Source organism: Streptomyces sp. NPDC001880 (genome assembly GCF_053594575.1).
The window spans coordinates 40767-57344 of record NZ_JBSFET010000001.1; the positions used below are offsets into that span (position 1 = coordinate 40767).

13 protein-coding genes, 2 pseudogenes and 1 riboswitch are annotated in these 16578 nt (G+C 73.0%); of the genes and pseudogenes, 8 read left to right on the plus strand and 7 right to left on the minus strand.

Annotated elements, in window-relative coordinates; all coding sequences use genetic code 11:
- Positions 1–9: 9 nt before the first annotated feature.
- From ACWCQ6_RS00230 to ACWCQ6_RS00240, 3 genes are all read right to left on the minus strand, one after another.
- The gene (locus ACWCQ6_RS00230) at positions 10–801 is read right to left on the minus strand and encodes an enoyl-CoA hydratase/isomerase family protein (RefSeq protein WP_451084515.1); all 792 of its coding nucleotides are present in this window, start codon (positions 799–801) and stop codon (positions 10–12) included.
- A 149-nt stretch (positions 802–950) separates the two neighbouring features.
- Positions 951–1172, minus strand: coding sequence for a helix-turn-helix domain-containing protein (locus tag ACWCQ6_RS00235; protein WP_010987827.1), 222 nt, complete (start codon positions 1170–1172; stop codon positions 951–953).
- Positions 1173–1513: 341 nt separating this feature from the next.
- Complete coding sequence (locus ACWCQ6_RS00240; RefSeq protein WP_451084516.1) at positions 1514–3112, minus strand: ABC-F family ATP-binding cassette domain-containing protein; 1599 nt, start codon at positions 3110–3112, stop codon at positions 1514–1516.
- A 185-nt stretch (positions 3113–3297) separates the two neighbouring features.
- On the opposite strand from ACWCQ6_RS00240, the pseudogene ACWCQ6_RS00245 reads away from it, so the two are divergent.
- Positions 3298–3594: pseudogene (locus ACWCQ6_RS00245) on the plus strand (VOC family protein); the annotation flags it as partial.
- A 42-nt stretch (positions 3595–3636) separates the two neighbouring features.
- Here the strand turns inward: ACWCQ6_RS00245 and ACWCQ6_RS00250 are convergent.
- The 3 genes from ACWCQ6_RS00250 to ACWCQ6_RS00260 all read right to left on the minus strand — a co-directional run bounded on the left by ACWCQ6_RS00250 (position 3637) and on the right by ACWCQ6_RS00260 (position 7339).
- A complete protein-coding gene (locus ACWCQ6_RS00250; RefSeq protein ID WP_451084731.1) occupies positions 3637–4947 on the minus strand; it encodes a hypothetical protein in 1311 nt (436 codons plus the stop codon).
- Positions 4948–5131: 184 nt separating this feature from the next.
- Complete coding sequence (locus ACWCQ6_RS00255; RefSeq protein ID WP_451084517.1) at positions 5132–6259, minus strand: alpha/beta hydrolase; 1128 nt, start codon at positions 6257–6259, stop codon at positions 5132–5134.
- A 393-nt stretch (positions 6260–6652) separates the two neighbouring features.
- Entirely contained in the window at positions 6653–7339 is a 687-nt protein-coding gene (locus tag ACWCQ6_RS00260) for a class II aldolase/adducin family protein (RefSeq protein ID WP_451084518.1), read from the minus strand.
- 209 nt (positions 7340–7548) lie between these two features.
- Between ACWCQ6_RS00260 and ACWCQ6_RS00265 the strand changes: the two genes are divergently transcribed.
- The 7 genes from ACWCQ6_RS00265 to ACWCQ6_RS00295 all read left to right on the plus strand — a co-directional run bounded on the left by ACWCQ6_RS00265 (position 7549) and on the right by ACWCQ6_RS00295 (position 16100).
- Positions 7549–8814, plus strand: coding sequence for an anion permease (locus ACWCQ6_RS00265; protein WP_451084519.1), 1266 nt, complete (start codon positions 7549–7551; stop codon positions 8812–8814).
- Positions 8815–8836: 22 nt separating this feature from the next.
- On the plus strand, positions 8837–9067 hold the full coding sequence (locus ACWCQ6_RS00270) for a hypothetical protein (RefSeq protein ID WP_451084520.1): 231 nt from the start codon (positions 8837–8839) through the stop codon (positions 9065–9067).
- Positions 9068–9217: 150 nt separating this feature from the next.
- Positions 9218–9346: riboswitch (cobalamin riboswitch) on the plus strand.
- A gap of 145 nt (positions 9347–9491) precedes the next feature.
- Positions 9492–10490: a cobalamin biosynthesis protein gene (locus ACWCQ6_RS00275; RefSeq protein ID WP_451084521.1), complete on the plus strand. Its 999-nt coding sequence runs from the start codon at positions 9492–9494 to the stop codon at positions 10488–10490.
- On the plus strand, positions 10487–12037 hold the full coding sequence (locus ACWCQ6_RS00280; protein WP_451084522.1) for a cobyric acid synthase: 1551 nt from the start codon (positions 10487–10489) through the stop codon (positions 12035–12037). The genes ACWCQ6_RS00275 and ACWCQ6_RS00280 overlap by 4 nt, the downstream gene beginning before the upstream one ends.
- 61 nt (positions 12038–12098) lie before the next feature.
- Entirely contained in the window at positions 12099–14111 is a 2013-nt protein-coding gene (locus ACWCQ6_RS00285; protein WP_451084523.1) for a putative cobaltochelatase, read from the plus strand.
- Positions 14111–14710 carry a cob(I)yrinic acid a,c-diamide adenosyltransferase gene (cobO, locus tag ACWCQ6_RS00290; RefSeq protein ID WP_451084524.1) on the plus strand — a complete coding sequence of 200 codons (600 nt, stop codon included), beginning with the start codon at positions 14111–14113 and terminating at the stop codon, positions 14708–14710. Before ACWCQ6_RS00285 ends, cobO begins: the two co-directional genes overlap by 1 nt.
- Positions 14711–14720: 10 nt before the next feature.
- Positions 14721–16100, plus strand: coding sequence for a cobyrinate a,c-diamide synthase (locus ACWCQ6_RS00295; RefSeq protein WP_451084525.1), 1380 nt, complete (start codon positions 14721–14723; stop codon positions 16098–16100).
- 28 nt (positions 16101–16128) lie between these two features.
- Here ACWCQ6_RS00295 and ACWCQ6_RS00300 read toward each other — a convergent pair.
- Positions 16129–16279: pseudogene (locus ACWCQ6_RS00300) on the minus strand (permease); the annotation flags it as partial.
- Positions 16280–16578 lie beyond the last annotated feature (299 nt).

Here is a 16578-nt window from a genome sequence, read left to right on the forward strand (position 1 = left end):
GACGGACGCTCAGTCGGTGATACCCGCCAGATCGCGCAGCCGGCGGCCCTGCGCGGCACGTTCGGCGACGCGCTGCTCCTCGTAACCACGGGAGACGGCACCGCTCAGCAGCGCCTTGGTCTCCACGACGGCGTCGCGCGGGGCGGCCAGCAGCGCGCCGGCCAGATCGCGCGCCGCGGCGTCCAGCTCACCGACGGGCACGACGAGATTGGCCAGACCGGTGCGCTCGGCCTCCTCGGCGTGCACGAAGCGGCCCGTGGCGCAGATTTCGAGCGCGCGGGCGTACCCCACCAGGTTCACCAGGGGGTGCGTGCCGGTGAGGTCGGGCACCAGACCGAGGCTGGTCTCGCGCATGGCGAACTGCACGTCCTCGGCGACGATGCGCAGATCGCAGGCGAGGGCGAGCTGGAAACCGGCACCGATCGCATGCCCCTGGACGGCCGCGATCGACACGATGTCGTTGCGACGCCACCAGGTGAACGCCTCCTGGTACTCGGCGATGGTCGCATCGAGCTCGGTCTCCGAGCCGCGCGCCATGTCGAGGAAGGACGGCTCGCCGTCGAACCCCTCGGGGGTGAACGCCTGCCGGTCGAGGCCCGCGGAGAAGGACTTGCCCTCGCCGCGGAGCACGACGACCCGCACGCTTCCGGGCAGTGCCCGTCCGGCCTCCGTCAACGCCCGCCAGAGAGCGGGAGACTGGGCGTTGCGCTTGGCCGGATTGGTGAGGGTCACCGTGGCGACCGCGTCGTCGACGGTGAGTCGTACGCCGTCCTTGTCGAGCACAGAGTCGAGCGAGGTCATGGGGCGCCTCCGGATCGGTTCAGTCAGCAAGCAGAGCTAAGTGACTGAACAGTAACCACCCGGTCGACATCACTGCCGACCGGGTGGCCACCGCCGAAACCGGTGAGCCCCGGGACGGGCCGGACGGCCTGCCCCGACCGCCTGGGGCGTCAGGCCGTGGTGGCCTTCTTGCCCCGTGTCGCTCCGCCGCGTCCCCGCAGCGTGACTCCGGACTCACTGAGCATCCGGTGGACGAATCCGTAGGAGCGGCCGGTCTCTTCGGCCAACGCCCGGATGCTCGCACCGGAGTCGTACTTCTTCTTCAGGTCTGCCGCGAGCTTGTCGCGCGCGGCGCCGGTAACCCGGCTGCCCTTCTTCAGAGTCTCGGCCACCCGTGCCTCCTCATGGGAAGTGCGCTCTGGACTCTCATGATCACCCCTCGAAGGCTTCCTGGCCACCCATTCGGCAAGGTCCGTGCCACCCGACTTCCGGCCGGAGAAGGGGCACCACGACCGGAATCCCTCATTCCGCGAGGCCTTGGCGGCAGGTGGCACAGCGTCCGGGAAAAACCGGCAGGTCAGGGCCACACGAGGATCGCGGCCCCCAAATGGGTGCGCCCGGCAGGTATCTGCCGGGCGCCGCGCCGGGGTACGAGACCCACTCACGCAGATGATGGATCACGCGTAGGCCGAATGATCCAGACGGAGTGGATCAGACGGAGAGCCGGGCGGGATCAGGCCAGCGCGACCAGGTCCTGGTAGTCCGCACCCCACAGGTCCTCGACACCGTCCGGCAGCAGGATGATGCGTTCCGGCTGGAGGGCCTCGACCGCTCCCTCGTCGTGCGTGACGAGGACGACGGCACCCTTGTACGTGCGCAGCGCGCCGAGGATCTCCTCACGGCTGGCCGGGTCGAGGTTGTTGGTCGGCTCGTCCAGGAGCAGCACGTTGGCGGAGGAGACCACCAGGGTCGCCAGCGCGAGACGGGTCTTCTCACCGCCGGACAGGACACCGGCCGGCTTGTCGACGTCGTCGCCGGAGAAGAGGAAGGAGCCCAGCGTCTTGCGGACCTCGACGAGGTCGAGGTCGGGCGCCGCGGAGCGCATGTTCTCCAGGACGGAGCGGTCCGGGTCGAGGGTCTCGTGCTCCTGGGCGTAGTAGCCGAGCTTGAGGCCGTGGCCCCCGACCACCTGGCCGGTGTCGGGCTTCTCGGCACCGCCGAGGAGCCGCAGCAGCGTGGTCTTGCCCGCGCCGTTGAGGCCGAGGATGACGACCCGGGAGCCCTTGTCGATGGCGAGGTCCACATCGGTGAAGATTTCGAGCGAGCCGTACGACTTGGACAGGCCCTCCGCCATCAGAGGGGTCTTGCCGCACGGCGCGGGCTCGGGGAAGCGGAGCTTGGCGACCTTGTCGGAGACCCGGACCGCCTCCAGGCCGGAGAGCAGCCGCTCGGCGCGCTTGGCCATGTTCTGCGCGGCGACGGTCTTGGTGGCCTTCGCGCGCATCTTGTCGGCCTGCGAGTTGAGGGCCGCGGCCTTCTTCTCGGCGTTCTGCCGCTCGCGCTTGCGGCGCTTCTCGTCGGCCTCGCGCTGCTGCTGGTAGAGCTTCCAGCCCATGTTGTAGATGTCGACCTGAGCCCGGTTGGCGTCCAGGTAGAAGACCTTGTTGACGACCGTCTCGACGAGCTCGACGTCGTGGGAGATCACGATGAAGCCGCCGCGGTAGGTCTTGAGGTAGTCGCGCAGCCAGACGATCGAGTCGGCGTCGAGGTGGTTGGTCGGCTCGTCGAGCAGCAGGATGTCGGCGTCCGAGAAGAGGATCCGGGCCAGCTCGACACGGCGGCGCTGACCGCCGGAGAGCGTATGGAGCGGCTGGCCGAGCACCCGGTCGGGCAGGCTGAGCGCGGCGGCGATGGTGGCGGCCTCGGCCTCGGCGGCGTATCCGCCCTTGGTGAGGAACTCCGTCTCCAGGCGCTCGTACTTCTTCATCGCCTTCTCGCGGGTGGCACCCTTGCCGTTCGCCATCCGCTCCTCGTTCTCCCGCATCTTGCGCAGGATCTCGTCGAGACCGCGGGCCGAGAGGATGCGGTCGCGGGCCAGCACGTCGAGGTCGCCGGTGCGGGGGTCCTGCGGGAGGTAGCCCACCTCGCCGGAGCGGGTGATGGTGCCGCCGACGGGGCTGCCCTCTCCCGCCAGGCACTTGGTGAGCGTGGTCTTGCCCGCTCCGTTGCGGCCGACGAGGCCGATGCGGTCGCCCTTGGCGATACGGAAGGAGGCGGACTCGATGAGGATGCGGGCGCCGGCACGCAGCTCGATGCCGGAAGCGGTGATCACGGTAAAACTCCAGGGCGGTTGGACGGCTGACGGGACGAGGGCGGAGGTGTCTCGACGCCGCTAATGCACAAGGAGAATTGCCATGCGGGCCATTCTACTGGCGGTGTGCAACTGCATTTTCCGCGTGCGCCCACGGCACCCCGCGGACGGTCGCCCCGCGTCGCCGCGCCACTCCACCACGCAACGAGGGAGAGGGCGGCAAGGTGCTCCGTGCCGATCCGTCCTGCGGCAACGGCAGGGTGATGCTGGGCCCCAAGGGCCGCGACGGCGTCTTCGCCAGGGCGATGCGGGACGCCGGTCCCGCCGGTGTCCACGTCGTGGTCGACGAGGTCGACGCGCACCATGCCGGAGCCGTGGAGCACGGGGTGGAGATCCTGATGCCGCCCACCGACCAGGACTACGGCTCGCGCGACTGCATGGCGCGGGACGCCGAGGGCGATGTGTGGAGCTTCGGCACGTACGCGCCGGGGTCGGCGGACTGACCGCCGGACGGGCCCGGGGCGGGGCCCGTCCGGCGCGGGGTGTCAGGCGCCGCCGGTGTGCACCTGGAACGCGGCCCGGCGCACGGCCTTGGCCAGCGCGGGGTCCGGGTGTGCGGCGGCCAGGGCCACCAGCACCTGCACGGTGCGCGGATGGCCCACGGCACGCACCTCGTCCAGCAGGGCGGGCACCGTGCCCTGGACGGCCGAGTCGAGATGGCGGACCAGCAGCCCGGTCTCGCCGTGATCGGCGACGGCCGCCGCGGTGTCGACCCAGAGCCAGGTGGCCTCCTCCCGGCTGAGGACGTCCTGGGCGTCCTCGGGGTCGGTTCCCTCGTACTCGGCCAGCCAGAGCAGTGCGTAGGGGCGCAGCGAGGGGTCGGCGACGACGGAGCGCACCTCGGGCTCGGCGGGGGCGCCGACGACTCGGAGCGCCTCGAAGGCGAGCCCCCGCAGGAGCGCGTCCTCGCCGCGGGCGACGGCGAGGAGTTCGGCGACGGCACTGCCGACCGGGCGGGCGGCCAGCCAGGCCCGGTACTCGTCGCGGGCCGGGCCGGGGGTGAGCCGGGCGCAGCCGAGCAGCATGTCGGCGGCGGACTGCTCGATGTTCCCGGCCGGACTCTGAGCCGCGACGCAGATCTGTTCCAGCTTGACCCAGACCGCCCAGTTGCCGAGCGGGGTGAGGGTGGCGTGCCCGGCGCCGAGGGTGAGCGCGCCGACGGCGGCCAGCCCCTCCAGGGCCCAGTCCAGAAGCAGCGCCACCAGGGCGGCGGGGTGCGGGGCGGGCGCGGATTCGGGCGGTGCGGGCATCGGCCGGGGGCCGCAGGGCACTTCGCAGCGCTCCTCGTGGAGTTCCGCGACGCGCTGGCCGAGCAGGTCCAGGAGAGCGGGCACGGTGACCGGGCCCGCCGAGAGCTGGAGGAGGGAGAGGACCTGCGGCACGGCCTCGACGGCCTCGGCGACCGCGGTGGACTCGATGTCCGCGGGTGCCGGGTGGACGAGCGACCAGGCGTCGAAGAGCGCCACCCAGCCGCGGAGCACGGCGGAGTCGTCGCGGTCCCAGGCGCGCAGCCGCCAGCCGGGGCGCGCGGTGTCGCCGTGCAGTTCGACCAGGCCGGCGAGCCTGGCCCGGTCCCAGCCGGAGCGCACCTGGGCCGGGGACAATTCCAGAGCTGTCGCGGCCCGTTGGAGGGCCTGGGCGGCGAGCGGTGGTGCGCCGGGGATCGCGCCGTCGGCTGCCCAGCGGGCGATCCGTACGGCGTCGGCGAGGGCCGTCCTGGCCTGCCGGGCCAGTTCCGACCGGGGCGGAGTGCCCTCCGGAGGGCGGGGGGCCGGCCTGGTGCGCCGGGTGGTCACGGCCTTGCGAGCGGTGGCAAGGGGTCGCGGGCGGACAAGTCGCAGCCTGGAGTCGCGCGGGTTACGGGACGTCACGGGAGCAGTCTTGCCTCTGACGGCCCGAAAGCCCAAACGGAACCCGAATTCCCGGTAGAGGGACCGGTGGACGGGGCTCGGGACCAATCAGCCGAACCCTCGCATCACCTCACATCAGGGGCGTCAGGAAGCGGCGCAGGGTCTCCTCGTAGCGGGCCGGGTCGGCATTCCACATCGCCGCATGCGGAGCCTGCGCCACGGCGTGCAGGGCGATCAGGTCCGGGCGGCGGGCCGCGAGATCACGGGACGGCTGCCAGGGGGCGAGCCGGTCGTCGGGGCCGTGGAAGATCAGGGTCGGGGCATGCAGGGCCGGTGCGAGGGAGCCGTCCAGCAGCCGGGCGCCGTGCAGTCCGGTCTGCCCCTGGGCGGCGCGGACGGCGAGCGGCAGCAGGGCGGCCGGGACGCCGCGGGCGACGGCCAGGGCGCGCAGCGTGGTGGCCCAGTCCAGCACCGGGGAGTCCAGGACGAGGCCGCAGATCCGGTCGCGCAGCGCGGAGTTGACGGCCGCGTGCAGCGCCATCGAGGCGCCGGTGGACCAGCCGTGCAGGACGACCTTCTCGGCTCCGTAGCGCACGGCGAAGCGGATCGCGGCGTCCAGGTCGCGCCACTCGGATTCGCCGAGATGGGCGAGGCCGTCGGGGGAACGCGGGGCTCCGGCGTCGCCCCGGTAGGCCAGGTCGAGCACGGGCAGGCGCTGGTCGTGCAGGAACCTCATGACGTTCATGGGGTGTTCCCTGGTGGTCCCGAGGCCGTGCACGGTGATCACCCAGGTGTCGCGCGGGCCGGGGAGGAACCAGGCGGGCAGGGCGCCGAGTTCGCCGGGCACCTCGACCTCCCGGTGGGCCAGGCCGAGCGCCGAGAACGGGTCGCCGCTGTGCAGTTGCGGGGTGACGCGGACCTTGGCGCCGGTCTCCAGGCTGCCGCGGTCGACGCGTTCCAGTCTGCGTACGACGGTGTCGGGGGCGTGGCGGGCTTGCTCGATCACCGGGCCGACCACGGCATGGACGCCCTTGCCCACCAGTCCGTACGTGCCGGGCCGCAGGGCGGTGAAGGAGCGGGTCAGGGTGACCTGCCCGGCCGCCGTGGCGTGCACGGTGAGTCTGCGGTCGGCGGGGAGCGGCCGCCCGGACGACGCCCTGAGGGCGGCGTCGCTGGCCAGCCGGCCGGCCGCGACCGCTGCCGCGCCGACGCCGAGGATCGTGGTGACGGCTGCTGCCGTAACTGTTGCCGGGCGCACGGCTTCAGTGTCATGGGGGGTGCGGTACCCCGCCAGCGGACCAGGGCCTGCCCGGCGGATCGGGGCCGGGCAGGGCGCGGCGTCCGGTGCGGTGCGTCGCAGGGCGGAGGGACGTCCGCGTCCTGGATGTATGCGGATGTTCCGACAACGCGTCGAGGTGCCGCAGCCGTCGTCGCGCGCTCGCCGGGGATCACGCGACCGCCTTTGGACCGACCGGCAATTGGGAGGGTGGAGGAAGGAGCCGGGCCAGGTGCGTGCGGCTGCGAGGCGGGTGGGGGTCTCCCCTGCTCGAACGCGGTCGAGAGCTCGGGGAGGGAGCGTTGTCGATCGACGACGACGCGGCGGATGCGCGTGCCCGGCCCCGCGACGCCGCCCTCCCGTCGCCGGTCGGTCTTAGCCCGTCCGGTGGGCCGGGTCGGGTCGGCCCGGCTGTCCGTACCCCTTGAGCGCCTCCCGCACATCGCTGAGCTGCTCCGGCGAGAGCAGGCTCGGAGTGAGTCCGGGGACGGATCTCGCGGCGAGCCAGAGCCGGCAGAGCCATTCCAGCTGGGCGGTCCGGTCGTACGCCTGGTCCAGGGTGGCTCCGTGGGTGACGGTTCCATGGTTCTGGAGGAGGCAGCCCGTACGGTCGCGCAGGGCGGTGAGCATGTTCTCGGCCAGTTCCGCGGTGCCGTAGCGCGCGTAGGCCGCGACGCGGACGGGGCCGCCCAGCATGGCGGCGGCGTAGTGCACCGACGGGACCTCGGGCACCAGCGTGGAGACGGCCGTGGCGTGCACCGCGTGGGTGTGCACGACGGCGGCCGCGTCGGTGTTCCGGTAGACGGCGAGGTGGAGCGGCAGTTCGCTGGTCGGGGCCAGTGAGCCGAGTACGCGGTTGCCCTCCCGATCGACGCCGACGGCATCCCGGGGGCCCAGCCGGTCGTACGGCACTCCGCTCGGTGTGACCAGGATGGTGTCACCGACCCGCGCCGACACGTTTCCCGAGGTCCCGACGACGAGACCCTCGACCGCCGTCCTGCGGGCGGTGGCGACGACATCGTCCCAGGCGCGTTCGATCGCGTTCCGCTGCTGATCGCTCATGCGCCGATCCTGTCAGCCCCGGAGGCGAACGGGTATGCGATCGACCACAGCCGCACCCCGCCGGAAGGCCGGACCGCACCTCCCCCGGACACAAGCAAAATGATTCCAAACCAGTTTGGAACACCCCAGCGCCCCGCCCAGTTCATCTTCTGTTCACCCAGGTCGCCTACGGTCCACATGCCAATGACGTCGAACGATTGCCTGGGTAAATGGAACACATCACGCTGCTACTCGCGATTGTGATCGTGACAGCTCTAGTGTTCGATTTCACGAACGGTTTCCACGACACCGCGAACGCGATGGCGACAACCATCTCGACCGGTGCACTCAAACCGAAGACAGCGGTGGCCATGTCCGCCGTTCTCAATCTCGTCGGCGCGTTCCTGTCGGTGGAGGTCGCCAAGACGATCTCCGGCGGGATCATCAACGAGGACGGGCTGCGAACAGAAGTCATCTTCGCGGCACTCGTCGGCGCCATTCTGTGGAATCTGCTGACCTGGCTGGTCGGACTGCCGTCCAGCTCCTCGCACGCCCTGTTCGGCGGCCTGATCGGCGCGGCCGTGATGTCCTCGGGCTGGTCGTCCGTCAACGGCGGCACCGTCGTCACCAAGGTACTGATCCCCGCGGTCGCCGCCCCCATCGTCGCCGGTCTGGCCGCGCTGCTGGCCACCAGGCTGACGTACCGGATCGGCGGAAAGGTCCGCAACGACGCCCAGGAGAAGGCCACCGCCAAGGGTTACCGGGCCGGCCAGATCGCCTCGGCCGGGCTGGTCTCCCTCGCCCACGGCACCAACGACGCGCAGAAGACCATGGGCATCATCACCCTGGCCCTGGTCACCGGCGGCGTCCTGAACCCGGGTTCCAACCCGCCGGTCTGGGTCATCGTCTCCGCCGGTCTGGCCATCGCGCTCGGCACCTACCTGGGCGGCTGGCGCATCATCCGCACCATGGGCAGCGGCCTCACCGACCTCAAGCCGCCGCAGGGCTTCGCCGCCCAGACCAGTGCGGCCACCGTGATCCTGGCCTCCTCGCACCTCGGCTTCTCCCTCTCCACCACCCAGTCCTGCTCCGGCGCCGTGATGGGCGCGGGCCTCGGCCGCCAGGGCGGTGTGGTCCGCTGGTCCACCGCCACCCGGATGTTCGTCGCCTGGGGTCTGACCCTGCCGGCCGCCGGTCTGGTCGGTGCGGGCGCGGAGCTCCTCACCAAGCAGGGCACCTGGGGTGTCGTGGTGGTCGCGGCGCTGCTGGTCGTGGGCTCCGGTGCCATCTGGCTGGTGTCGCGCCGCAAGCCGGTCGGCCACGACGACGTCGCACCGACGGACGTCGACGACGAGCCCGCGGGCGTCGTCACCACGGCCATCGCCGCCGTCAGCCCGCCGCCCACCACGGCCCAGGCAACGGCCCAGGACCTCATGACCACCATTCCGGCCCCGGCCGGAACCAGCCAGGACCCGGCACGACCCGCCGCCGTCTGACCCGGCCGTCTAAGGATTCAGCATGAACATCGACTGGGCAGCCCTCGGCTCCGTATTCGGCGTCTCCCTCGTTGTGACCGTCGCGCTGGTGGGCCTCTTCACCCTGGGCATCGTCGGCCTCTCCAAGCAACCGGAACCCGCGGCGCAGGGCGGCTCCGGCGGCTCGGTGCTGCTGGCCCGCGCCGGCGGGTACGTCTGCTTCGGGCTGTGCGCGGCGGCCGTCGCGTACGGCATCTATCTGATCGTCGCCTGAAGCACCCCGCGCACGCTCCCGTCGGGCCGGACACCAGCGGTGTCCGGCCCGATGTGGGTATCAGCACACCGCGCCGCCGCAGGTCAACGGCAGGTTGACGGGCGTTCGCGGAGCGTGGTGGACTGCCGGAGCCAATCACGGCGACAGCAGAGGAAGCCGGTGCGAATCCGGCGCGGTCCCGCCACTGTCACCGGGGAGCGGTCCCCCACACCGGACGTCACGGCACGCGCGAGCGGGCTGGAAGGCCGGGGGAACCGCCGATCCGGGAGCCAGGAGACTCTCGTCGCCGGTCACGTCGAACCAGGGCGCGGACCCTGAGTGAGGACATATCGCCATGCCCGGCTGCCGTGCGTCCGCTGTTCCGGCGCTCTCGACGAGAGCCTCCTGTACGAAGGTCCGCCGAGGCGCGACGGCCGGCTGAGCCGTGCGAGCCGACCGCATCTTCGCGTACGGCGCCACGGCCGGTCTGATCGGCGATCTGCTGCTCGGTGATCCCCGCCGGGGACACCCGGTCGCCGCCTTCGGGCGGGCCGCGGCGGGCGTCGAGCGCCTGCTGTGGCGCGACCACCGCGGGTGGGGCGCGCTGCACACCCTCGTCTGCGCCGGAGGCGCCGCGGGTGGTGCCGCGCTGCTCAGCCGTGCCGTACGCCGCAGCCCCGCCGCCTCCGTGGCGCTGACCGCGGCCGCCACCTGGTCCGTCGTCGGCGGCACCTCCCTGGGCCGTGAGGCACGGGCCATCGGCGACGCCCTGAGGGCCGGTGACATCGACCTGGCCCGCGAGCGGCTGCCGCATCTGTGCGGGCGCGACCCGCAGTCCCTGGACGGGCCGCAGATCGCCCGCGCCGTGGTCGAGTCCGTGGCGGAGAACACCTCGGACGCCGTGGTCGGCGCCCTGGTGTGGGGCGCGCTGGCCGGGGTCCCCGGGCTGGCCGGCTTCCGGGCCGCCAACACCCTCGACGCCATGGTCGGGCGCAAGTCGGCCCGCCACCGGCGCTACGGCTGGGCCTCGGCCCGCCTCGACGACCTCGCGGGCTGGCCCGGCGCCCGGCTCACGGCCCTGCTCGCCGTGGCCGCCGGGGGGCGGCCACGTGGAGCGGTCCGCGCCTGGCGGGCCGATGCCGCCAAGCACCCGAGCCCCAACGCGGGCCCGGTGGAGGCCTCGTTCGCGGGCGCGCTCGGCGTCCGGCTCGGCGGCACCCTCGCGTACGGCGGCCTGGTCGAGCACCGCCCCGTGCTCAACGGGGAGACGGGACGGGCGGTGGAGACCGAGGACATCGAGCGTGCGGTGCGGCTGTCGCGCCGGGTGGGCGCGCTGGCCCTCGGCGTGTGCGTGGCGGGACGGCTCGGCGCGGCCCTGGCCGCACGACGGATCACGGGGCGCCGCACCGCGGGGCCCCGCATCGCAGAACGGAGAAGCACATGAGCGGCGGGCTGCTGGTCGCCGGAACCACCTCCGACGCGGGCAAGAGCGTCGTCACGGCAGGCATCTGCCGCTGGCTCGTGCGCCGGGGCGTGAAGGTGGCGCCCTTCAAGGCGCAGAACATGTCGCTGAATTCGTTCGTCACCCGCGAGGGCGCCGAGATCGGGCGCGCCCAGGCCATGCAGGCCCAGGCCGCCCGCGTGGAGCCGACCGCGCTGATGAACCCGGTCCTGCTCAAGCCCGGCAGCGACCGCTCCAGCCAGGTCGTCCTGATGGGGAAGCCGGTCGGCGAGATGAGCGCCCGCGGCTACCACGGCGGCCGGCAACAGGCGCTGCTCTCCACGGTCGTGGACTGCCTGGAGCAGCTCCGGGGCACGTACGACGCGGTGATCTGCGAGGGGGCGGGCAGCCCGGCCGAGATCAATCTACGACGCACGGACATCGTGAACATGGGCATCGCACGGGCGGCGCGCTTTCCGGTGGTGGTCGTCGGCGACATCGACCGCGGTGGTGTCTTCGCCTCGTTCTTCGGTACGACGGCGCTGCTGGCCGCCGAGGACCAGTCGCTGATCGCCGGCTATCTCGTCAACAAGTTCCGCGGTGACGTGTCGTTGCTGGAGCCGGGCCTGGAGATGCTGCGGGACATCACCGGGCGGCCGACGTACGGCGTGCTGCCCTTCGCCCACGGCCTCGGCATCGACGAGGAGGACGGTCTGCGGGTCTCGTTGCGCGGCGCCGTGCGCGAATCGGTCGTCGCTCCGCCGCACGGCGAGGACGTGCTGCGCGTGGCGGTGTGCGCGGTGCCCCTGATGTCGAACTTCACCGATGTGGACGCACTGGCCGCCGAGCCCGGCGTCGTCGTCAGGTTCGTGGACCGCTCCGAGGAGCTCTCCGACGCGGACCTCGTCGTCGTGCCCGGCACCCGGGGCACCGTGAAGGCGCTGGCCTGGCTGCGTGAGCGCGGCCTCGCCGACGCGCTGGTGCGGCGCGCGGCCGAGGGCCGGCCGGTCCTCGGCATCTGCGGAGGCTTCCAGATCCTCGGGGAGCGTATCGAGGACGAGGTCGAGTCGCGGGCCGGGCGGGTCGAGGGCCTCGGCCTCCTTCCGGTACGCATCCGCTTCGACCGCGAGAAGACCCTGGCCCGGCCCGTCGGCGAGGCGCTCGGCGCGCCGGTCGAGGGGTACGAGATCCACCACGGCGTGGCGGACGTGCGCGGTGGCGAGGGGTTCATCTCCGACGGCCGGGGACAGAGCCTGGACGGTTGCCGGGTCGGCGCCGTGTGGGGCACGCACTGGCACGGTGCGCTGGAGAGCGACGAATTCCGCCGCCGTTTCCTGGCCGAGGTCGCGCGGGCCGCCGGCCGGCGCTTCGTCCCCGCTCCCGACACCGCGTTCGCGGCGCTGCGCGAGGAACAGCTCGACCGCCTCGGCGATCTCGTGGAAGAGCACGCGGACACCGACGCGTTGCTGCGTCTTCTGGAGTCGGGCGCGCCGTCGGGGCTTCCCTTCATCGCCCCCGGAGCCCCCGCGGCCCCTGGGAGCCGCCGATGATCCCGGGCGCCGGCCGAGGCCGCCTTTTTCATGCCCATTCACCCGCAGGAAGGACCGCCTCGTGAGCACGCATTTCCCGTTCACCGCCGTCGTCGGGCAGCAGGACCTGCAACTCGCCCTGCTGCTCAACTCCGTCGCGCCGAACATCGGTGGCGTGCTCGTACGGGGCGAGAAGGGCACCGCGAAGAGCACCGCCGTGCGCGCGCTCTCGGCGCTGCTGCCGGAGGTGGACGTCGTCTCCGGGTGCCGTTTCTCCTGCGACCCCGTATCGCCCGACCCGGCGTGTCCCGACGGTCCCCATGAGGCGGGGGCCGGTGTGTCGCGGGACGCCAGGATGGTCGAGCTGCCCGTCGGCGCATCCGAGGACCGGCTCGTGGGGGCGCTCGACATGGAGCGGGCGCTCGCGGAGGGGGTGAAGGCCTTCGAGCCGGGGCTGCTGGCCGACGCGCATCGCGGGATCCTCTACGTCGACGAGGTCAACCTGCTCCACGACCACCTGGTGGACCTGTTGCTGGACGCGGCCGCCATGGGTGCCTCGTACGTCGAGCGCGAAGGCGTCTCCGTACGGCACGCGGCGCGTTTCCTGCTCGTCGGGACGATGAACCCCGAGGAGGGCGAGCTGCGGCCGCAGTTGCTCGACCGCTTCGGGCTGACCGTCGAGGTCGCCGCGTCCCGGGAGACCGATCAGCGGGTCGAGGTCGTGCGGCGGCGGCTCGCCTTCGACGAGGACCCCGCAGCCTTCGCCGCCGGGTGGGCCGACGAGGAGGACGCGCTGCGGGCGAGGATCGCCGCCGCGCGGGCGCTGCTGCCCGAAGTGCAGCTCGGGGACGCGGCGTTGCGGCAGATCGCAGCCACCTGCGCGGCCTTCGAGGTCGACGGGATGCGCGCGGACATCGTGATGGCGCGGACGGCCACCGCGCTGGCCGCCTGGGCGGGGCGGACGGATGTGCTCGCCGAGGACGTGCGGCAGGCTGCCCTGCTCGCGCTCCCCCACCGGCGCCGGCGCAATCCGTTCGACGCGCCGGGTCTCGACGAGGACAAGCTCGACGACACGCTGGAGCAGAACCGCGGCGAGGACGACGACCCGGACCCGGACGGCCCCGGTGGCGGCGGCCGGCCCCCGCGGGGCGACGGCCCCGACACGCCGCCGCGGCCCGAGGGCGAGGCCGGTGACACACCCGCACCGTCCGTACCCGGACAGGGACAGGGGCAGGAGCAGCCCTCCGGGGGCGGTGAACAGCAGCCGGTACGCGCTGCCGAGCCGTTCCGCACAAGGATGCTGAGCGTTCCCGGTCTGGGCGAGGGTGCGGCGGGGCGGCGCTCCCGGGCGCGCACCGAGCACGGGCGTACGACCGGCGCACGGCGTCCGCGGGGCGCCCTGACCAAGCTGCATCTGGCGGCGACCGTGCAGGCCGCCGCCCCGCACCAGCGGGCACGGGGGCGGTCGGGGCGCGGGCTGGTGGTCCGGCGGGACGATCTGCGGCAGGCGACCCGGGAGGGGCGCGAGGGCAATCTCGTGCTCTTCGTGGTGGACGCCTCCGGGTCGATGGCCGCCCGGCAGCGGATGGCCGCCGTGAAGGGGGCGGTCCTCTCGCTGCTGCTGGACGCGTACCAGCGTCGGGACAAGGTCGGGCTGATCACCTTCCGGGGCAAGGACGCCGAGGTGGCGCTGCCGCCGACGTCCTCGGTGGACGCCGCGGCGGCGCGGCTGGAGCTGCTGCCGACCGGCGGGCGCACCCCCGTCGCGGCCGGGCTGCTGAAGGCCCACGAGGTGCTGCGGGTGGAGCGGCTGCGTGATCCGTCGCGGCGCCCGCTGCTGGTCGTGGTGACCGACGGGCGGGCGACCGGGGGGCGCGAGCCGGTGGCACTGGCGACCCGGGCGGCGCGGCTGCACGAGGCGGAGGGCGTCGCGTCCGTCGTCGTGGACTGCGAGTCGGGGCCGGTACGGCTCGGCCTCGCGGGAAGCCTGGCGCACGCCCTCGGGGGCAGTGCTGTCACGCTCGACGAGTTGCGGGCCGACTCGATCGCCGGGCTCGTCAAGGACGTTCAGGAAACCAACAGGAGGGCTGCGTAATGCCGCAGGGACAGCCGACCACCGTGCCCGACGACGGGCTCACCACCCGTCAGCGCCGCAATCGGCCGCTGCTGATGGTGCACACCGGCATCGGCAAGGGGAAGTCGACGGCGGCCTTCGGGCTCGCGCTGCGCGCCTGGAATCAGGGGTGGCCCATCGGCGTCTTCCAGTTCGTCAAGTCGGCGAAGTGGAAGGTCGGCGAGGAGAATGCGCTGAAGGTCCTCGGCGCGAGCGGCGAGGGCGGGTCCGTCGTCTGGAACAAGATGGGCGAGGGCTGGTCGTGGGTCCAGCGCGACGACCAGCTGAACAACGAGGAGGCGGCGCGCGAGGGCTGGGAGCAGGTCAAGCGCGACCTGGCCGCCGAGACGTACCGGTTGTACGTCCTCGACGAGTTCGCGTACCCGATGCATTGGGGGTGGGTCGACACCGACGAGGTGGTCGACGTGCTGCGCAGCCGTCCCGGCACGCAGCACGTGGTCGTCACCGGGCGCAACGCACCGCAGAAGCTGCTGGACGCCGCCGATCTGGTGACCGAGATGTCGAAGGTCAAGCACCCGATGGACGCCGGTCAGAAGGGTCAGCGGGGCATCGAATGGTGAGGCACCGGCGGTGAACGTTCCTCGTCTGGTGATCGCCGCGCCTTCGTCGGGCAGCGGCAAGACCACCGTCGCCACGGGGCTCATGGCGGCCTTCGCGGGGCGCGGCCTCGCCGTGTCCCCGCACAAGGTCGGGCCCGACTACATCGACCCCGGCTATCACACGCTGGCCACGGGCCGGCCGGGGCGCAATCTGGACGCGTACCTGTGCGGCCCCGATCGGGTCGCCCCGCTGTTCGCGCACGGGGCGCTGGGGTGCGACCTGGCGGTGGTCGAGGGTGTGATGGGGCTGTACGACGGGGCGGCGGGCCAGGGCGAGCTCGCGTCGACCGCCCAGATCGCGAAACTTCTGCGGGCGCCCGTGGTGCTGGTCGTCGACGCGTCGTCGCAGTCGCGTTCCGTGGCCGCGCTGGTGCACGGCTTCGCCTCGTGGGATCCGCAGGTGCGGATCGGCGGGGTGATCTTGAACAAGGTCGCCTCGCAGCGGCACGAGGCGCTGCTGCGGGACGCGCTGGACGAGTCCGGCCTGCCGGTGCTGGGGGTGCTGCGGCGGGCCGAGCAGGTGGCGGTGCCGTCGCGGCATCTGGGGCTGGTGCCGGTGGCCGAGCGGCGCGGCGACGCGGTGGGCGCGGTCGGGGCGATGCGGGAGCAGGTGGTGGCGGGGTGCGATCTGGACGCGCTGATGGCGCTGGCCCGGTCGGCGCCCGCCTTGCCGGGTGAGGCGTGGGACGCGGCGGAGTCGATCGGCGCCTGTGGCGGGCCCGTGGCGCCGTCCTCCCCCGCCGGTGGCCGGGGCCCGGTCGTGGCGGTGGCCTCCGGCGCCGCGTTCACCTTCTCCTACGCCGAGCACACCGAGCTGCTCGCCGCCGCCGGGGCCGAGGTCGTGCCGTTCGATCCGTTGCGGGACGAGGTGCTGCCCGAAGGCACCCGGGGGCTGGTCATCGGAGGGGGCTTCCCGGAGGTGTACGCCTCCGAGCTGTCGGCCAACGCGGCGCTGCGCAGGGCCGTGGCCGAGCTGGCGGAGTCGGGGGCGCCGGTCTCCGCCGAGTGTGCGGGGCTGCTGTATCTGGCGCGTTCGCTGGACGGGCTGCCGATGTGCGGGGTCCTCGACGCCGAGGCCCGGATGTCGAAGCGGCTGACGCTCGGCTACCGGCAGGCCGTGGCGGTCTCCGACAGTGTGCTGGCGGCGCCCGGCACCCGGGTGCGCGGGCACGAGTTCCACCGCACGGTGCTGGAGCCGGGTGCCGGGGCCGCTCCGGCGTGGGGCATGCACCAGCCGGAGCGCCGGGTCGAGGGGTTCGTGCAGGGCGGCGTGCACGCCAGCTATCTGCATACGCACTGGGCCTCGGAGCCCGGCATGGCCCGCCGGTTCGTCGAGCGGTGCGGGGGATGAACCGCGTGCGGTGCTCAGTCCGCGATGCCGCCTCCGGCAGCAGGTCCCAGGCCGACCGCGCCGATCATCAGCCCGCCGGCGAAGCCGGGCACCAGATGACGGCGGTCGGTGACACGCCTGACGACCCAGCCGCCTGCCAGGGTCGTCAGGAACGCGCCGAGCACGACGAACACCGCCATGCGCTCTGATTACGGGACAGCCCTCAGTACCGCGGCACTAGGGCGCGTTTCGGAAGTCCCGTCCGGTCGGGGGCGTCCGGCACTTCCCAAGCTCTCGGCTTCGCCCGAGCAGGGGAGACCCCATTGCTCGCCGCGTTGTCGGTCGTCGGCGCAGCCCGCTGCGCTCTCCTCCCTCCGCCTTGCGAGCGCACGCACCGGACGCCCCCGACCCCGCCCTCCGGGCGGACGACGCCACTTCCGAAACACGCCCTAGCCGATTGAACCCGGTGCGCGCATCCCAGTGCGCCCCGCGCCGCACC